We start from the raw sequence: 16,545 nt of genomic DNA on the forward strand, positions 1-16,545 counted from the left end.
GGTTCGCCGACGTGCGCCCGGGCCTCCCCCGTCGCCCGGTTCACACCTGTTCGGTCCGGGCTGGAAGGTGCTCGCCTAGACGCGGGGCAGGGACTCGACGCCGATGCCGCCCTCGATGGCGAGGATGCGGTGCAGGCGGGTGGCCACCAGCAGGCGCTGCATCTGCGGCGGCACGTCCCGCAGCACCAGCCGCCGGCCGCAGCGCCCGGCCCGCCGGTGGACACCCATGATCACGCCGAGTCCGGTGGCGTCCCAGGAGTCGAGCTCGGACAGGTTGAGCACCAGGTCGCCGGCGCCGTCGTCGACGGCCGAGTGCAGGACCGTACGGGCGTCCGCCGCGCTGCGGACGTCGAGGCGGCCCCCGACGACCAGCTCGGCGTGGTCGCCCCTGATGTACATATGCGCTCCCCGTGAAAGCTGTGGCGTACTCCGTGACGGTGGCTGTGCAACCTCTGACTGCTTCTGCGGCGATCTGGTTGCTGGTTGTAAGCGAACCGATACCGAATTCACCCCGGCGGGTGATCCCAGTGGCCCCTGTGCGGTCTCAGTGCTTGTAGAAGCCCTGCCCGCTCTTGCGCCCGATGTCACCGGCGTCAACCATCCGGCGCATCAGCTCCGGCGGTGCGAACTTCTCGTCCTGGGTCTCGGTGTAGATGTTGTCGGCGGCGTGCAGCAGGATGTCGACGCCGGTCAGGTCCGCGGTCGCGAGCGGGCCCATGGCGTGGCCGAAGCCGAGCTTGCAGGCGAGGTCGATGTCCTCGGCGGTGGCGACGCCCGACTCGTACAGCTTGGTCGCCTCAACGACGAGCGCCGAGATGAGCCGGGTGGTCACGAAGCCGGCCACGTCCCGGTTGACCACGATGCAGGTCTTGCCGACGGACTCGGCGAACTCCCGTGCCCGGGCGAGGGTTTCGTCGCTGGTCTTGTAGCCGCGGACCAGCTCGACGAGCTGCATCATCGGCACCGGCGAGAAGAAGTGCACCCCGACGACCCGCTCCGGGCGCTCCGTCACGGCCGCGATCTTGGTGATCGGGAGGGCGGAGGTGTTGGAGGCGAGGACGGTGTCCTCGCGGACGAGCTTGTCGAGGGTGCGGAAGATCTCGTGCTTGACCTCGATCTTCTCGAAGACGGCCTCGACCACCACGTCCGCGTCGGCGGCCGCGTCCAGGTCGGTGGTCGTGGTGATGCGGGCGAGGGCGGCGTCGGCGTCGTGCGCCTCCATCCGGCCCTTGGCGACGAACCTGTCGTACGAGGCCTTGATGCCGTCCGTGCCACGCCTCAGTGCCTCGTCAGTGACGTCCCGCAGGACGACGTCCCAGCCCGCCTGCGCGGAGACCTGGGCGATGCCGGATCCCATGAGACCGGCCCCGATGACGGCGAGCTTCCGTGCCACTGACGACTCCCCTTCGAAACGACTGCACCGACGACTTGAGCGAGGACTGCGCGACTGCGTGAGCGCTTGGCGCTCACCCGCTGCTCACGCATGGCTCCTGTGCGGACATTAGCGCTCGCCCGGGTCCTTGAGACCCGTAAGTAATGCGTGTCACTGTCTCAGGGCGTGAGACACCCGTCACGTCCGGTACGGCGGGCACGGCCGTGAATTCCTCGCCCCTCGGGCCGGGTTGGCGCCACCGTGAAAACGGCGCTCGGCGTCCGTCCCGGGAGCGTCTAGATTGGCCTCATGGTCAACCTGACGCGCATCTACACCAGGACCGGGGACAAGGGCACCACCGCCCTCGGCGACATGAGCAGGGTCGCCAAGACCGACCTGCGGATCTCCGCGTACGCCGACGCCAACGAGGCGAACGCGGCGATCGGCACCGCGATCGCGCTGGGCGGGCTCGCCGAGGACATCGTCGAGGTCCTCACCCGGGTGCAGAACGACCTGTTCGACGTGGGCGCGGACCTGTGCACGCCGGTGGCGGAGAACCCGGAGTTCCCGCCGCTGCGGGTCGAGCAGTTCTACGTCGACCGGCTGGAGGAGGACTGCGACCGCTTCAACGCCGAACTCGACAAGCTCCGCTCCTTCATCCTCCCCGGCGGGACGCCCGGCGCGGCCCTCCTCCACCAGGCGTGCACGGTGGTCCGCCGCGCCGAGCGCTCGACCTGGGCCGCCCTGGAGGAGCACGGCGAGACGATGAACGCGCTCACCGCGACCTACCTCAACCGGCTGTCGGACCTGCTGTTCATCCTGGCGCGCACGGCCAACAAGGCCTCCGGCGACGTGCTGTGGGTGCCGGGCGGCGAACGCTGAGCGGCCCGGCGCCGATCGGCTCCGGGCTGTGGGCCCGCCCGCGAGGCCGGGCCCAAGCGGCTGCTTCGGCAGGGGAGTTGGGGACCCGAGACGCGAAGGACTAGTGGTCCAGACCTATTGACCCGTGGTCCAGACCTTTCTATTCTCGCGGCACCGGTGGCGTGATGGCTCAGTCACGCCCCCGACCACAACCCCCACCGCCGAAGGGGTGGCCGTAGCGCCCCGCAGGCGACATAAAAAGAGGAGGCGCGGTATGCGCTTCAGACACAGAGCCGCGGCCGGGTTCGCGACCCTGCTGCTCCCGCTGGCCGGCCTTGTCGGCCTCGCGGGCTCCGCCCAGGCCGCGACAACGGCCACCGCCACCTACGCCAAGACCCAGGACTGGGGCACCGGCTTCGAGGGCAAGTGGACGGTGACCAACTCCGGCTCCGCCGCCATCAGTTCATGGACCATCGAGTGGGACTTCCCCTCCGGGACCTCCGTCACCTCCGCCTGGGACGCGGACGTGACCAGCTCCGGCACCCACTGGACCGCCAAGAACAAGTCCTACAACGGCACCCTCGCCCCGGGCGCCTCCGTCTCCTTCGGCTTCAACGGCGCCGGCGCCGGCTCCCCGAGCAACTGCAAGCTCAACGGCGGCAGTTGTGACGGCGGCAGCACCGTACCCGGCGACAACCCGCCCTCCGCCCCCGGCACCCCGACCGCCTCCAACATCACCGACACCTCGGTGAAGCTCACCTGGGGCGCGGCCACCGACGACAAGGGCATCAAGAACTACGACGTGCTGCGTGACGGCAGGACGGTCGCGACCGTGACGACGACCTCGTACACGGACACCGGACTGACCGCCGGCACCGACTACTCCTACAGCGTCCAGGCCCGCGACACCGCCAACCAGACCGGCCCGGTCAGCGGCTCGGTCGCCGTGCGCACGACCGGCGGCGGTGGCGGCACCACTCCCCCGCCCGGCAACAAGGTCCGGCTCGGTTACTTCACCGAGTGGGGCATCTACGGCCGCAACTACAACGTCAAGAACATCGTGACGTCCGGCTCGGCCGCCAAGATCACGCACATCAACTACGCCTTCGGCAACGTCACCGGCGGCAAGTGCACGATCGGCGACTCCTACGCCGACTACGACAAGGCGTTCACCGCCGACCAGTCGGTCAGCGGCGTCGCCGACACCTGGGACCAGCCGCTGCGCGGCAACTTCAACCAGCTGCGCCAGCTCAAGGCCAAGTACCCGAACATCAAGGTGCTGTGGTCCTTCGGCGGCTGGACCTGGTCCGGCGGCTTCGCGGACGCGGCCAAGAACCCGACGGCCTTCGCCCAGTCCTGCTACGACCTGGTGAAGGACTCCCGCTGGGCCGATGTGTTCGACGGCATCGACATCGACTGGGAGTACCCGAACGCCTGCGGTCTGACCTGTGACACCAGCGGGTCCGCGGCCATCAAGAACGTGGCGGCCGCACTGCGCGCCAAGTTCGGCAACGGTGCCCTGGTCACGGCGGCCGTCTCCGCCGACGGTACCTCCGGCGGCAAGGTCGACGCCGCCGACTACGGCGGCGCCGCGCAGTACCTCGACTGGTACAACGTGATGACGTACGACTTCTTCGGTGCCTGGGACGCGAAGGGCCCCACCGCCCCGCACTCCCCGCTCACCTCGTACAACGGCATCCCGCAGGCCGGCTTCACCACCGCCGACGCGATGGCCAAGTACAAGTCCAAGGGCGTCCCGGCGAGCAAGCTGCTCATCGGCATCGGCCTGTACGGCCGCGGCTGGACCGGCGTCACCCAGGACGCCCCGGGCGGCACGGCCACGGGCCCGGCGAACGGCACGTACGAGCAGGGCATCGAGGACTACAAGGTGCTCAAGACGTCCTGCCCGGCCACCGGCACCGTCGCGGGCACGGCCTACGCGAAGTGCGGCAACAACTGGTGGTCCTACGACACCCCGGCCACCATCGGCACGAAGATGTCCTGGGCCAAGCAGCAGGGCCTCGGCGGCGCCTTCTTCTGGGAGTTCAGCGGTGACACCGGCAACGGCGAGCTGGTGAACGCCATCAACAGCGGTCTGTCGTAAGGGCCCACGGGTCCCGAGACCAGCGGAGCGCCCCCGGACCAGGTCCGGGGGCGCTCTTCGCCGTCCTACGCCACGTTCACCCTCTGTCCGGGCGGCGCCGCCTCCAGCCAGGCCAGGAAGCCCGTCAAGGCGTCCTCGCTCATCGCGAGTTCCAGGCGCGTGCCGCGGTGCAGACAGGTGAGGACGACCGCGTCGGAGAGCAGGGCGAGTTCCTCCTCGCCCTCGGGCAGACGGCGGCCGGCCACCTCGATGGAGGCCCGCTCCAGGGTGCGGCGCGGGCGGGGCGCGTAGGAGAAGACACGGAACCACTCGACACGGTCGCCGTTGTAGCGGGCGACACCGTAGCTCCAGCCCTTGCCGCTGGTGTCGGCCTTCTCCGGTACGTCCCAGCGCAGGCTGCAGTCGAAGGTGCCGCCCGAGCGCTGGATGAGCCTGCGTCGCAGGCCGAAGACGAACAGTCCCATCACCACGAGCAAGACCACCAGCCCGCACACAGTCAGAGCGAGGACCATCGACACCGACCTCCTCGTCTCCTAGGTAATGGAACGGAAAAAACACCCGCATTCACCTCAGCCGCGGCCGGTACCGGATTGCTCCGGTACCGGCCGCGGCTGAGTGACGTCATCGCACGGCTGGCTTGGGTTCAGCCCGTCGTCGCCGCGCGCAGTCGGACCTCCGCGCGGCGCTCGGCATGAGCGTCGCCCTCCGCCTTCGCGCGTTCGAGCTCACGCTCGGTGCGCTGGACGTCGATCTCGTCCGAGAGTTCGGCGATCTCCGCCAGCAGCGACAGCTTGTTGTCCGCGAACGAGATGAAACCGCCGTGCACCGCGGCGACGACCGTTCCACCTTCACTCGTACGGATGGTCACCGGGCCCGACTCCAGCACACCGAGCAGCGGCTGGTGACCGGGCATGACGCCGATGTCGCCGGACGTGGTGCGCGCGACGACCAGGGTGGCCTCGCCGGACCAGACCTGGCGGTCGGCGGCGACCAGCTCGACGTGCAGCTCAGCAGCCAAGAGTGGCTCCTCGGGTCACCACCCGGCTCTCCTGCCGGGTGTTGCGAACAAGTCTAGTGGGGCGAAGAGGGGGCGGGACCGCACCCGCCCCCTCGGGTGAGCTGGATGCTCAGGAGACGCCCAGCTCCTTCGCGTTCTTCTTCAGGTCCTCGATACCACCGCACATGAAGAACGCCTGCTCGGGGAAGTGGTCGTACTCGCCGTCGCAGATCGCGTTGAACGCCGCGATCGACTCGTCCAGCGGCACGTCCGAGCCGTCCACACCGGTGAACTGCTTGGCGACGTGGGTGTTCTGGGACAGGAAGCGCTCCACGCGACGGGCACGGTGGACGACGATCTTGTCCTCCTCGCCGAGCTCGTCGATACCGAGGATCGCGATGATGTCCTGCAGGTCCTTGTACTTCTGCAGGATGTTCTTCACGCGCATGGCCGCGTTGTAGTGGTCCGCCGCGATGTAGCGCGGGTCCAGGATCCGGGACGTGGAGTCCAGCGGGTCCACGGCCGGGTAGATGCCCTTCTCCGAGATCGGACGGGACAGAACCGTCGTCGCGTCGAGGTGGGCGAAGGTGGTGGCCGGGGCCGGGTCGGTCAGGTCGTCCGCGGGGACGTAGATCGCCTGCATCGAGGTGATCGAGTGACCGCGGGTCGAGGTGATGCGCTCCTGGAGGAGACCCATCTCGTCGGCCAGGTTCGGCTGGTAACCCACCGCGGACGGCATACGGCCGAGCAGCGTGGAGACCTCGGAACCGGCCTGCGTGAAGCGGAAGATGTTGTCGATGAAGAACAGCACGTCCTGCTTCTGGACGTCACGGAAGTACTCGGCCATGGTCAGGCCGGCCAGCGCGACGCGCAGACGGGTGCCCGGGGGCTCGTCCATCTGACCGAAGACCAGGGCGGTCTTGTCGATGACGCCCGACTCGCTCATCTCGTCGATGAGGTCGTTGCCCTCACGGGTGCGCTCGCCGACACCGGCGAACACGGAGACACCGTCGTGGTTGTTGGCGACGCGGTAGATCATCTCCTGGATGAGCACCGTCTTGCCGACGCCGGCACCGCCGAACAGACCGATCTTGCCGCCCTTGACGTACGGGGTCAGCAGGTCGATGACCTTGACGCCGGTCTCGAACATCTCGGTCTTCGACTCGAGCTCGTCGAAGTTCGGCGCCTTGCGGTGGATCGGCCAGCGCTCGCCGTCGTACTCGGCGTCGACGTTCAACACCTCACCGAGGGTGTTGAACACCTTGCCCTTGGTGAAGTCGCCGACCGGGACGGAGATCGGCGAGCCGGTGTCCGTCACCGAGGACTGGCGGACCAGGCCGTCGGTGGGCTGCATGGAGATCGTACGGACGATGCCGTCACCCAGGTGCTGGGCGACCTCGAGGGTCAGCGTCTTCTGCTCCCCCTCGTTGGCCGGGTCGGCGACCTGGACGTGAAGGGCGTTATTGATCTCCGGCATCGCGTCGACGGGGAACTCCACGTCGACGACCGGGCCGATGACCCGCGCGACGCGGCCCGCCGCCGTGGCCGTCTCAACAGTGGTGGTCATTACTTGTCACTCCCCGCGGTCGCGTCGGCCAGGGCGCTCGCGCCACCGACGATCTCGCTGATTTCCTGGGTGATTTCGGCCTGGCGGGCCGCGTTGGCAAGCCGGGAGAGCGTATTGATCAGCTCGCCCGCGTTGTCGGTGGCCGACTTCATCGCGCGCCGGGTGGCGGCGTGCTTCGAAGCGGCCGACTGGAGCAGCGCGTTGTAGATACGGCTCTCCACATAGCGCGGCAGCAGCGCGTCGAGGACGTCCTCCGCCGAGGGCTCGAAGTCGTACAGCGGAAGGATCTCGTCCTTCGCCGCGGACTCCTCCGACACCTCTTCGAGGCGCAGCGGCAGGAGCCGGGCGTCGGTCGCCGTCTGCGTCATCATCGAGACGAACTCCGTGTAGACGATGTGGAGTTCGTCCACGCCGCCGTCCGCGGTGTCCTGCTGGATGGCCTCGATCAGCGGGGCCGCCACCGTCTTGGCGTCCGCGTACGAGGGCTCGTCGGTGAAGCCGGTCCACGACTCCGCGATCTTGCGCTCACGGAAGTTGTAGTGGGCCACACCGCGCCGGCCGACGATGTACGCGTCGACCTGCTTGCCCTCGCCCTCGAGGCGCACGGTCAGCTTTTCCGCCGCCTTGATGGCGTTGGAGTTGAAGGCGCCGGCCAGGCCGCGGTCGCTCGTCAGGAGCAGCACCGCGGCGCGGGTCGGGTTCTCCGCCTCCGTGGTCAGCGGGTGCTTGGTGTTGGACCCGGTTCCGACCGCCGTGACCGCGCGGGTCAGTTCCTGCGCGTACGGCGTGGAGGCCGACACCTTGCGCATCGCCTTGACGACGCGCGAGGCGGCGATCATCTCCATCGCCTTGGTGATCTTCTTGGTCGCGGTGACGGATCGGATGCGACGCTTGTAGACCCGGAGCTGGGCTCCCATGAGTCAGGTCCCTTCCTTACGTCACTTGGCGGCAGCGGCCGGGGTGTCCTCGCCGAGCAGCTTTCCGTCGCTCGTCTCGAACTGCTTCTTGAACTCGGCGATCGCCTCGGCGGCGGCCTGGAGCGTGTCGTCGGACATCTTGCCGCCCTCCTTGATGGAGGTCATGAGGCCCTGCTCCTTGCGGTGCAGGTACTCCAGGAGCTCCTTCTCGAAGCGGCGGATGTCGGCGACCGGCACCTCGTCCATCTTGCCGGTGGTACCGGCCCACACGGAGACGACCTGGTCCTCGGTGGCCATCGGCTGGTACTGGTCCTGCTTCAGCAGCTCGACCATGCGCTGACCGCGCTCCAGCTGGGCCTTGGAGGCCGCGTCCAGGTCGGAACCGAAGGCGGCGAACGCCTCCAGCTCACGGAACTGGGCCAGGTCCACGCGCAGACGGCCGGAGACCTGCTTCATCGCCTTGTGCTGCGCGGAACCACCGACTCGGGAGACGGAGATACCGACGTTCAGCGCGGGGCGCTGACCGGCGTTGAACAGGTCCGACTCCAGGAAGCACTGGCCGTCGGTGATGGAGATGACGTTGGTCGGGATGAACGCCGAGACGTCGTTGGCCTTGGTCTCGACGATCGGCAGACCGGTCATCGAGCCCTTGCCCATGTCGTCGGACAGCTTCGCGCAGCGCTCCAGCAGGCGGGAGTGCAGGTAGAAGACGTCGCCCGGGTAGGCCTCACGGCCCGGCGGACGGCGCAGCAGCAGCGACACGGCGCGGTAGGCGTCGGCCTGCTTCGACAGGTCGTCGAAGATGATCAGGACGTGCTTGCCCTGGTACATCCAGTGCTGGCCGATGGCGGAACCGGTGTACGGCGCCAGGTACTTGAAGCCGGCCGGGTCGGACGCCGGGGCGGCCACGATGGTCGTGTACTCCAGCGCGCCGTTCTCCTCCAGCGAGCGCCGGACCGACGCGATGGTGGAGCCCTTCTGGCCGATGGCGACGTAGATGCAGCGGACCTGCTTGTTGGGGTCGCCGGTGCGCCAGTTGTCGCGCTGGTTGATGATCGTGTCGACGGCCAGGGCGGTCTTGCCGGTCTGGCGGTCGCCGATGATCAGCTGACGCTGGCCGCGGCCGATCGGGGTCATGGCGTCGACGGCCTTGTAGCCCGTCTCCATCGGCTCGTGCACCGACTTGCGCTGCATGACCGTGGGGGCCTGCAGTTCGAGGGCGCGGCGGCCCTCGGTCTCGATCTCGCCGAGGCCGTCGATCGGGTTGCCGAGCGGGTCCACCACGCGGCCGAGGTAGCCCTCGCCCACGGCGACGGACAGAACCTCACCGGTGCGCTGCACCGGCTGGCCCTCCTCGATACCGCTGAACTCACCGAGGACGATGGCACCGATCTCGCGCTCCTCGAGGTTGAGGGCGAGGCCGAGGGTGCCGTCCTCGAACTTCAGCAGTTCGTTGGCCATGGCCGAGGGAAGACCCTCGACCTTCGCGATGCCGTCGCCGGCAAGGGTGACCGTACCGACCTCCTCGCGCGAGGCCGCGTCCGGCTTGTACGACTGGACGAAGTTCTCCAGCGCGTCCCGGATCTCCTCCGGCCGGATCGTGAGCTCCGCCATCTGGGTTCCCTGCTCTCCTTGTTGGGCCCGAAGTTTCACTTGGGGGGTATTCCACGAGTCGGGGACTCCCCCCAATAAGAGGTGAATCCTCTGCACGGCCCAACCAGGGCCGTCGTGTACGTCTTGCGTCTTGAGTTGCTGCTAGCTCGCCATGCGGCGGGCGGCGTCCTCGAGCCGGTCCGCGAGGGAGCCGTTGATGACCTCGTCGCCGACCTGCACCCGCATCCCGCCGAGGACGTCGGGGTCCACGTCGAGGTTGAGGTGCATCTGGCGGCCGTAGAGCTTGGCGAGGGCCGCGCCGAGGCGCTGCTTCTGCGTGTCGCTCAGCGGGACCGCCGAGGTGACGACCGCGACCATGCGGTTGCGGCGTTCGGCGGCGAGCTTGGTCAGGGACTCCAGTCCCGCTTCCAGGCTACGTCCCCGCGGCGCCGTCACAAGGCGCGTCACCAGACGCTCGGTCGTCGCGGCCGTGCGGCCGCCGAGCAGCCGGCGCAGCAGTTCCTTCTTGGCCGAGGCGGCCGCGGCGCGGTCGGTCAGGGCCGCGCGCAGCCCGGTGTTCGAGGAGACGATCCGGCCGAAGCGGAACAGTTCGTCCTCGACGTTGTCGAGCGTGCCGTCCCGCTGCGCCGCCGTGAGGTCGGCGACGTCCGCCAGCTCCTCCAGCGTGTCGACCAGGTCGCGGGGCTGCGACCAGCGGGAACGCACCATGCCGGACACCAGGTCGGTGGCCGTGCCGCCGATCTGCGCACCGAGCAGGCGCTGCACCAGCGTGGCCTTGGCCTCGCCGGACTGCGCCGGGTCGGTCAGGACCCGACGCAGACCCACCTCGCGGTGGAGCAGCGCGGTGACGGCCGCCAGTTCGTCGGCGAGCCGGCCGGCGTCCACGGAGGTGGAGTCCGTCAGCGCGTCCAGACGCTCCCGTGCGGCGCTCAGCGCCTCACGGCTGGCTCCGTGCATGGTCATCGAGTCGCCTCGGCCTTCTCCTCGAGCTCGCCGAGGAAGCGGTCGATCACACGGCTCTGGCGGGCGTGGTCCTCGAGGGACTCGCCGACGAGCTTGCCGGCCAGCTCGGTGGCCAGCGTGCCGACGTCCTGCCGGAGCGCGGACGCGGCGGCCTTGCGGTCGGCCTCGATCTGGGCGTGACCGGCGGCGATGATCTCCTCGCGCTGACGCTGGCCCTCGGCCCGCATCTCGGCGATGAGCGTGGCGCCCTGCTCCTGCGCCTCCTGGCGCAGGCGAGCGGCCTCGTGGCGGGCCTCGGCGAGCTGAGCCTTGTACTGCTCAAGGACGCTCTGGGCCTCGGTCTGCGCGGCCTCGGCCTTCTCGATACCGCCCTCGATGGCCTCGCGGCGCTCCTCCAGAACCTTGTTGATGTTCGGGAGGAGCTTCTTGGCGAGGAGACCGAAGACGATGACGAAGGCGAGCAGGCCGATGACGAGCTCGGGGATCGGCGGGACGAGGGGGTTTTCCGTCTCGGCCGCCAGAATGAGCAGCTGGCTCATGTCATTGCCTTTCGTCTAGGAAGCTTTCGCTGATCGGCGAATCAGGTGCCGTAGACGAACGGCATGACCAGACCGATCAGGGCGAGCGCCTCACAGAAGGCGAAGCCGAGGATCTGGTTGGCGCGGATCAGGCCGGCGGCCTCGGGCTGGCGGGCCAGGGCCTGGGTGCCGTTACCGAAGATGATGCCGACGCCGACGCCGGGACCGATGGCAGCGAGGCCGTAACCGACGGAGCCGAGCGAGCCGGAAACAGCGGCAAGGGTCTGGGACATGCCAGTTCTTCCTTTTCTTTACGGACCGGTGGGGGTTGGCCACCGGACGATCAGGGGGTTGCTCTGCGGGGTGCTCAGTGGTGCTCTGCGAGCGCGCCCTGGATGTACGTGCAGGTCAGGAGGACGAAGACGTACGCCTGCAGTGCCTGGATGAAGAGCTCGAAGGCCGTCATCACGATCGTCATGATGAAGCTGACGCCCGCGTAGGCGATGCCGATGCCGTTGAGCAGGTACCAGCTGGCGATCGTGAAGAGCAGCAGCAGCGTGTGGCCCGCGAACATGTTCGCGAAGAGCCGGACCGCGTGGGTGAAGGGCCGGACCAGCAGGTTCGAGAAGAACTCGATGAGCATGGCCAGCGGGAGCACCGGGCCCAGCGACTTGTCGTAGCCGGTCACGTTCTTGAAGAAGCCCACGAAACCGTGACGCTTGAAGGTCAGCGAGACCCACAGGACGTAGACGATCAGGGCCAGCACGATCGGGTACGCGATGATCGAAGTCACCGGGAACTGGGCGACCGGGATGATCGACCAGAGGTTCATCATCCAGATGAAGAAGAACAGGGAGACGACGAGTGGAACGTACTTCTCGCCTTCCTTCTTGCCGATCGTCTCGTAGACGACTCCGCGCCGGATGAAGTCGTAGCCCGCCTCGGCAACCATCTGGAGCTTGCCCGGCACGACCTGGGGCCTGCGGAAGGCCGCCCAGAAGAATCCGACGACGATGATGGAGCCGAGCAGCGCCAGCAGCATCGGCTTGTTGAAGTACAGGTTGCTGTCCGCGTTGCCCCAGAGGGGCTCGAACAGGAACGAGTGCAGGCCCGGAGCGGGGAAGCCACAGCCGGCGAAGATGTGGCAGTCGGTCTCGAAGGCGAGCACCTGCGTCGGGTCAGCACTCACCGCGGGCTCCTTCAGCGTGGCGCATAGGTACGGCAACCTCGTTGTGTCGGCGCGGCGCGAGGCCGCGGTTCGGCACGGGACTGGTGTTACGGATGTGGGGGCGGCAGTGGGGCATCTCGCCTCGCGATCGAACAGGCGTCAGCTCGGATGCCCGCGCCCGCGATGCCGCAGTTGGCACCGGACGATAGCAGGATCTCTCGTGCGTCCTTATCCCGGCCCTACCGCTCACGACGAGCGCTCCGTCTTTTGGGACTTCTCGTCGGCCGTGGACGGAGCCGAGTCGGGCTCGACGTAAAGGATCTTGGACTTCATATGGGCCCGCGTCTGCGCCGCGATCCATGCCAGTGTGGCAGCGACCAGCGTGAAGGCGAAGGCCCTGGGGTTGAACAGCGTCGTGTGCTTGAACACGGCCATGAAGACGAACAGCAGCAGGATCTGCGCCGCGTAGAGCATCAGGCCCATCGCCTGGAAAAGGTGCGGAAGCGACTTGGCGGTGCGCTGCAGGACGTAGAGTCCGATCCCCATGAAGAGGATCGCGATCACGGTCGCGACGACAGCGCCGATCGCCCCCTTGCCACCCGCGACCACACCGCTGATGACGGCGGCGACCACACCGACGGCGGCTGTGGGCACAGCGGCCTCGGCCAGGATCCGGGCGTCATTGGACGGCATCGCGGCAACTCCGCATTCACAGGGGGCAGGGCGTCGTCATGGGACGAGCGTAGTCCCGGTGCCGAGGGGGAAACCTCGGCCCCACCAGGACCTTCGCACTGTGGCCCTTCGGCTGTCCGGGATACTCGTGAACGGTATCACAAACTATTTGATGAGGTCTTTACCTCATGGGTGTGCTGACCCTCACACGTGAGAGTACAGCCGCACTTCTGTGCAAAATCCAGACCTGTTCGCACGGTATTGGGGGGATTTGGCGTCCCACGGGTTGGCAACGCCTTAGTCAGATTCTTACCTTGGCGCCGTCAGCGCGACGTTCCGGCCTTCCGCCCGTCCAGGACCCGCGAACGGGCTCCCACGGCGGTCGCTCCGTTGACACCGCTGACACCGCCGGTCCCACCGGCACGGACACCCACGCCCGCCGCGACGGGCGTCTCCCCCTGCGCCGGGCTCTCCTCGGACGCGCGGGAGGCTGGGGACCCGGGAGCCTCGGACGGCGCGGACGACGCCGTCGCGGGCGTGGAGGCGTCCGGGACCGCGGCCCGGCGGCGCCGGTAGCGGGGCGGCACGAACTGCTCGGCCCAGCGCGGGGCGCGCGGCGTGAAGCGCGGCAGCAGGAGCAGCACCAGGCCGATGAAGCTGAGCACCACGATGCCCAGCACGATCCACATGGACGCCGACTTGACCGAGTAGGCGAGCGCGCCGAAGCCGATCAGGGCCGCCCAGAAGTACATGATCAGCACGGCCCGGCTGTGCGAGTGGCCGATCTCCAGCAGGCGGTGGTGCAGATGACCGCGGTCGGCGGCGAACGGCGACTTGCCGTGCCAGGTGCGCCGCACGATGGCCAGGATCAGGTCGGCGGCCGGGATGGCGATGATCGTCAGCGGCATCAGCAGCGGGATGTAGACCGGCACCATCTGGTGCACCGCGTTGCGCTCGGAGCCGGAGAACAGCTTCATCACGTCCGGGTCGATCTGCCCGGTCACCGAGATCGCGCCCGCCGCCAGGACCAGGCCGATCAGCATGGACCCCGAGTCGCCCATGAAGATCCGCGCGGGATGCATGTTGTGCGGCAGGAAGCCCAGGCACATGCCCATGAGGACGGCCGCGAAGAGGGTCGCGGGGGCGGCGGCCTCGATGCCGTACGAGTACCAGATCCGGTAGGCGTACATGAAGAACGCGGCGGCCGCGATGCACACCATGCCGGAGGCCAGGCCGTCGAGGCCGTCGACGAAGTTCACCGCGTTGATGGTGATGACGACCAGGGCGACCGTGAGCAGGGTGCCCTGCCACTGGGTGAGCGCGACCGTGCCGACGCCGGGCACGGGCAGCCAGAGGATCGTGAGGCCCTGCATCACCATGACGCCGGCCGCGATCATCTGGCCGCCCAGCTTGATCAGGGCGTCGATCTCGAACTTGTCGTCCAGGACGCCGATCAGCCAGATCAGGGCGGCGCCGGAGAGCAGCGCGCGCGGCTCGTTCGACTTCTCGAAGACGTCGTTGAGGTTGGTGAGGTGGTCGGCGACCAGCAGTCCCGCGCACAGTCCGAAGAACATCGCGATACCGCCGAGCCGGGGAGTGGGCTCCCGGTGCACGTCACGTGCCCGGATCTCCGGCACCGCCCCCGCAACGATCGCGAACTTGCGTACCGGCCCTGTCAGCAGATACGTCACCGCGGCCGTGATGCAGAGCGTCAGCAGGTATTCACGCACAGGCTTCCCCACAGGTCTCGCTGGCCTTCTCAGCCCCACACCCTAGCGACGCAGGCATATGTATGGGGACTTCCGGGTAGCGACGATGGTTGCACGTGTGGCTGTGTACGGTTTTGTACGGGCGTTCTGCTACCCCGTCTCAGCCGGGATACGGCGGAAAACGGCCTGTGAGTTCGCGCACGTCCTCACGCGCGCTCGCCCCGTCGACCTCGCCGCGCAGCACCTTGCCGAAGAGGACGGCTATCCATTCCATCTCCTGCTGGCCCATGCCCTGGGTGGTCAGCGCGGCGGTGCCCAGGCGCAGCCCGCGGCCGTCGGCGTGCGGCAGCGCGCAGCAGTCGAGGACGATACCGGCGGCGGCCAGCCGTCCGCGGGCGGTGCGGCCCTCGACGCCGAGCGGCGCCGGGTCGGCGGTGATCAGGTGGGTGTCCGTGCCGCCGGTGGTGACGATCAGGCCCTCCGCGGCCAGCCGGGCGGCGAGCACCCGCGCGTTGGCGACGACCTGGTGGGCGTAGGCGGCGAACGCCGGGGTCGCGGCCTCGCCGAACGCGACGGCCTTGGCCGCGATGGTGTGCATCTGGGCGCCGCCCTGGGTGAAGGGGAACACGGCGCGGTCGACGCGCTCGGCGAGCTCGCTCCCGCACAGCAGCATCCCGCCGCGCGGTCCGCGCAGCACCTTGTGGGTGGTGGCGCACACCACGTCGGCGTACGGCACGGGATTGGGCGCCGCCCGGCCCGCGACGAGTCCGATGGGGTGGGCCGCGTCGGCGATCAGATAGGCCCCGACCTCGTCGGCCACCGCGCGGAAGAAGGCGTAGTCGATGTGGCGCGGGAAGGCGATGGAACCGCACACGATCGCCTTGGGCCGGTGCGTGTGGGCGAGCGTGCGCACCTGCTGGTGGTCGATGAGCCCGCTCTCGGCGTCGACGCCGTAGCCGACGAAGTCGAACCAGCGGCCGGAGAAGTTCGCGGGCGAGCCGTGCGTGAGGTGGCCGCCGTAGGGCAGGCCGAGGGCGAGCACGGTGTCGCCGGGCCGCAGCAGCGCGGCGTAGGCGGCGAGCACCGCGGACGAGCCCGAGTGGGCCTGCACGTTGGCGTGCTCGGCGCCGAACAGGGCCTTGGCCCGCGCCACGGCGAGGCGTTCGGCGGCGTCGACGAACTCGCAGCCGCCGTGGTGACGTGCGCCCGGATAGCCCTCGGCGTACTTGTTCGCCAGCACCGAGCCGAGCGTGGCGAGCACCGCGGGCGAGGTGAAGTTCTCCGCCGCGGTCAGCTGGAGCGTCGTCGACTGCCGGTCCAGCTCCCCCAGCAGCACGTCGGCCAGCTCGGGATCCTGCCGGCGCAGGAGATCGGCCTCGAGAGCAGGGATGACCGACATGTGGCGCTCCGGACGGTCGACATCGACGTACACCCAATGTAGGCCCCCGACCCCCACCCCGCCCGCCTCCTTAGCCCAACACGCCCCCCACGCCCCGAACAGACGGGCCCGCACAGGGGCCACACGAAGCCCGGGCCGACCCGAGCGGGCCCGGGGGCCGGGAGACGACGCGGTGCCCGGCCAGAGGGGCCGTGCGGGCCCCGGGCGGGTGCCATGCGGAGCTCGGGCAGGGCACGGGCGGACGGGTCGCGGACAGGGGCCCCGAGCGGCCCGAGCGGGGGCTCCGGGAAGGCGGGCCTGTGCACAGCCCAGGAGGTGGGCCCGAGCAGGCCCGAGCGGATGGATCCCGTCCGGGGACCCCGGGCGGGTGCCATGCGGAGCTCGGGCGGGGCACGGGCCGACCGGCCCGAGCTGGGGCCTGGGCAAATGGGTCCGAGCGGGCCCCGGGGAGGCAGGCCCGAGAAGGCGGGCCCGACCAGGCCCCGGCGGACGAGTCCCACGCGGGGTCCGGGATAGCGGGTACGACCCGGCGGGCGGGCAGGCCCGGGTGGGGGGCCGTGCGGAGCCCGGCCGGGCCCGGGCGGGCTACGAGGCGGAGCCCAGGCCGACGGGTCCCGGGGCCCCGGACGGGGCCGCCCCGAGCGGGGCTCCCGAGAAGGCAGGCTCGTGCGGAGCCCGGGTAAG

Annotated in this window: 16 protein-coding genes; 2 read left to right on the top strand and 14 right to left on the bottom strand. The window is 69.2% G+C overall.

Features of this window, described 5'->3' with window-relative positions; all coding sequences use genetic code 11:
* Positions 1-75: 75 nt before the first annotated feature.
* Positions 76-399, bottom strand: a complete 324-nt coding sequence (locus ACIP4X_RS06445; protein ID WP_358729308.1) for an STAS domain-containing protein — start codon at positions 397-399, stop codon at positions 76-78.
* Between the two features lie 145 nt (positions 400-544).
* Positions 545-1,393 carry a 3-hydroxyacyl-CoA dehydrogenase family protein gene (locus ACIP4X_RS06450; RefSeq protein ID WP_358729307.1) on the bottom strand — a complete coding sequence of 283 codons (849 nt, stop codon included), beginning with the start codon at positions 1,391-1,393 and terminating at the stop codon, positions 545-547.
* Between the two features lie 288 nt (positions 1,394-1,681).
* Here ACIP4X_RS06450 and ACIP4X_RS06455 point away from each other — a divergent pair, with 288 nt between their 5' ends.
* Together ACIP4X_RS06455 and ACIP4X_RS06460 are read left to right on the top strand one after the other, a co-directional pair.
* Positions 1,682-2,254: a cob(I)yrinic acid a,c-diamide adenosyltransferase gene (locus tag ACIP4X_RS06455; protein ID WP_358729306.1), complete on the top strand. Its 573-nt coding sequence runs from the start codon at positions 1,682-1,684 to the stop codon at positions 2,252-2,254.
* 253 nt (positions 2,255-2,507) lie between these two features.
* Complete coding sequence (locus ACIP4X_RS06460) at positions 2,508-4,337, top strand: glycoside hydrolase family 18 chitinase (RefSeq protein ID WP_358729305.1); 1,830 nt, start codon at positions 2,508-2,510, stop codon at positions 4,335-4,337.
* A 65-nt stretch (positions 4,338-4,402) separates the two neighbouring features.
* Here the strand turns inward: ACIP4X_RS06460 and ACIP4X_RS06465 are convergent, their stop codons facing one another.
* The 12 genes from ACIP4X_RS06465 to glyA all read right to left on the bottom strand — a co-directional run bounded on the left by ACIP4X_RS06465 (position 4,403) and on the right by glyA (position 15,861).
* Complete coding sequence (locus tag ACIP4X_RS06465; RefSeq protein ID WP_100568036.1) at positions 4,403-4,849, bottom strand: DUF2550 domain-containing protein; 447 nt, start codon at positions 4,847-4,849, stop codon at positions 4,403-4,405.
* A 131-nt stretch (positions 4,850-4,980) separates the two neighbouring features.
* Positions 4,981-5,355, bottom strand: a complete 375-nt coding sequence (locus tag ACIP4X_RS06470; RefSeq protein WP_358729304.1) for a F0F1 ATP synthase subunit epsilon — start codon at positions 5,353-5,355, stop codon at positions 4,981-4,983.
* Positions 5,356-5,464: 109 nt separating this feature from the next.
* Complete coding sequence (gene atpD, locus ACIP4X_RS06475) at positions 5,465-6,901, bottom strand: F0F1 ATP synthase subunit beta (RefSeq protein ID WP_391457021.1); 1,437 nt, start codon at positions 6,899-6,901, stop codon at positions 5,465-5,467.
* On the bottom strand, positions 6,901-7,818 hold the full coding sequence (locus tag ACIP4X_RS06480) for a F0F1 ATP synthase subunit gamma (protein ID WP_358729302.1): 918 nt from the start codon (positions 7,816-7,818) through the stop codon (positions 6,901-6,903). Before ACIP4X_RS06480 ends, atpD begins: the two co-directional genes overlap by 1 nt.
* A gap of 21 nt (positions 7,819-7,839) precedes the next feature.
* Entirely contained in the window at positions 7,840-9,432 is a 1,593-nt protein-coding gene (gene atpA / locus ACIP4X_RS06485) for a F0F1 ATP synthase subunit alpha (RefSeq protein WP_358729301.1), read from the bottom strand.
* Between the two features lie 141 nt (positions 9,433-9,573).
* Positions 9,574-10,389 carry a F0F1 ATP synthase subunit delta gene (locus ACIP4X_RS06490; RefSeq protein ID WP_358729360.1) on the bottom strand — a complete coding sequence of 272 codons (816 nt, stop codon included), beginning with the start codon at positions 10,387-10,389 and terminating at the stop codon, positions 9,574-9,576.
* Positions 10,390-10,391: 2 nt separating this feature from the next.
* Positions 10,392-10,934, bottom strand: coding sequence for a F0F1 ATP synthase subunit B (locus ACIP4X_RS06495; protein ID WP_358729300.1), 543 nt, complete (start codon positions 10,932-10,934; stop codon positions 10,392-10,394).
* 41 nt (positions 10,935-10,975) lie between these two features.
* A complete protein-coding gene (gene atpE / locus ACIP4X_RS06500; protein ID WP_073889576.1) occupies positions 10,976-11,206 on the bottom strand; it encodes an ATP synthase F0 subunit C in 231 nt (76 codons plus the stop codon).
* A 74-nt stretch (positions 11,207-11,280) separates the two neighbouring features.
* A complete protein-coding gene (gene atpB, locus ACIP4X_RS06505) occupies positions 11,281-12,102 on the bottom strand; it encodes a F0F1 ATP synthase subunit A (protein WP_225075586.1) in 822 nt (273 codons plus the stop codon).
* Positions 12,103-12,327: 225 nt separating this feature from the next.
* Positions 12,328-12,774 (bottom strand): hypothetical protein, encoded by a 447-nt coding sequence (locus tag ACIP4X_RS06510; protein WP_358729299.1) that lies wholly within the window; start codon positions 12,772-12,774, stop codon positions 12,328-12,330.
* A gap of 302 nt (positions 12,775-13,076) precedes the next feature.
* Positions 13,077-14,483 (bottom strand): MraY family glycosyltransferase, encoded by a 1,407-nt coding sequence (locus ACIP4X_RS06515; protein WP_358729298.1) that lies wholly within the window; start codon positions 14,481-14,483, stop codon positions 13,077-13,079.
* Between the two features lie 139 nt (positions 14,484-14,622).
* Positions 14,623-15,861, bottom strand: a complete 1,239-nt coding sequence (glyA, locus tag ACIP4X_RS06520) for a serine hydroxymethyltransferase (RefSeq protein WP_401346969.1) — start codon at positions 15,859-15,861, stop codon at positions 14,623-14,625.
* Between the last annotated feature and the right edge of the window lie 684 nt (positions 15,862-16,545).

The sequence above is a fragment of the Streptomyces sp. NPDC088817 genome (assembly GCF_044750345.1).
In the GTDB taxonomy this organism is placed as follows: Bacteria; Actinomycetota; Actinomycetes; order Streptomycetales; family Streptomycetaceae; genus Streptomyces.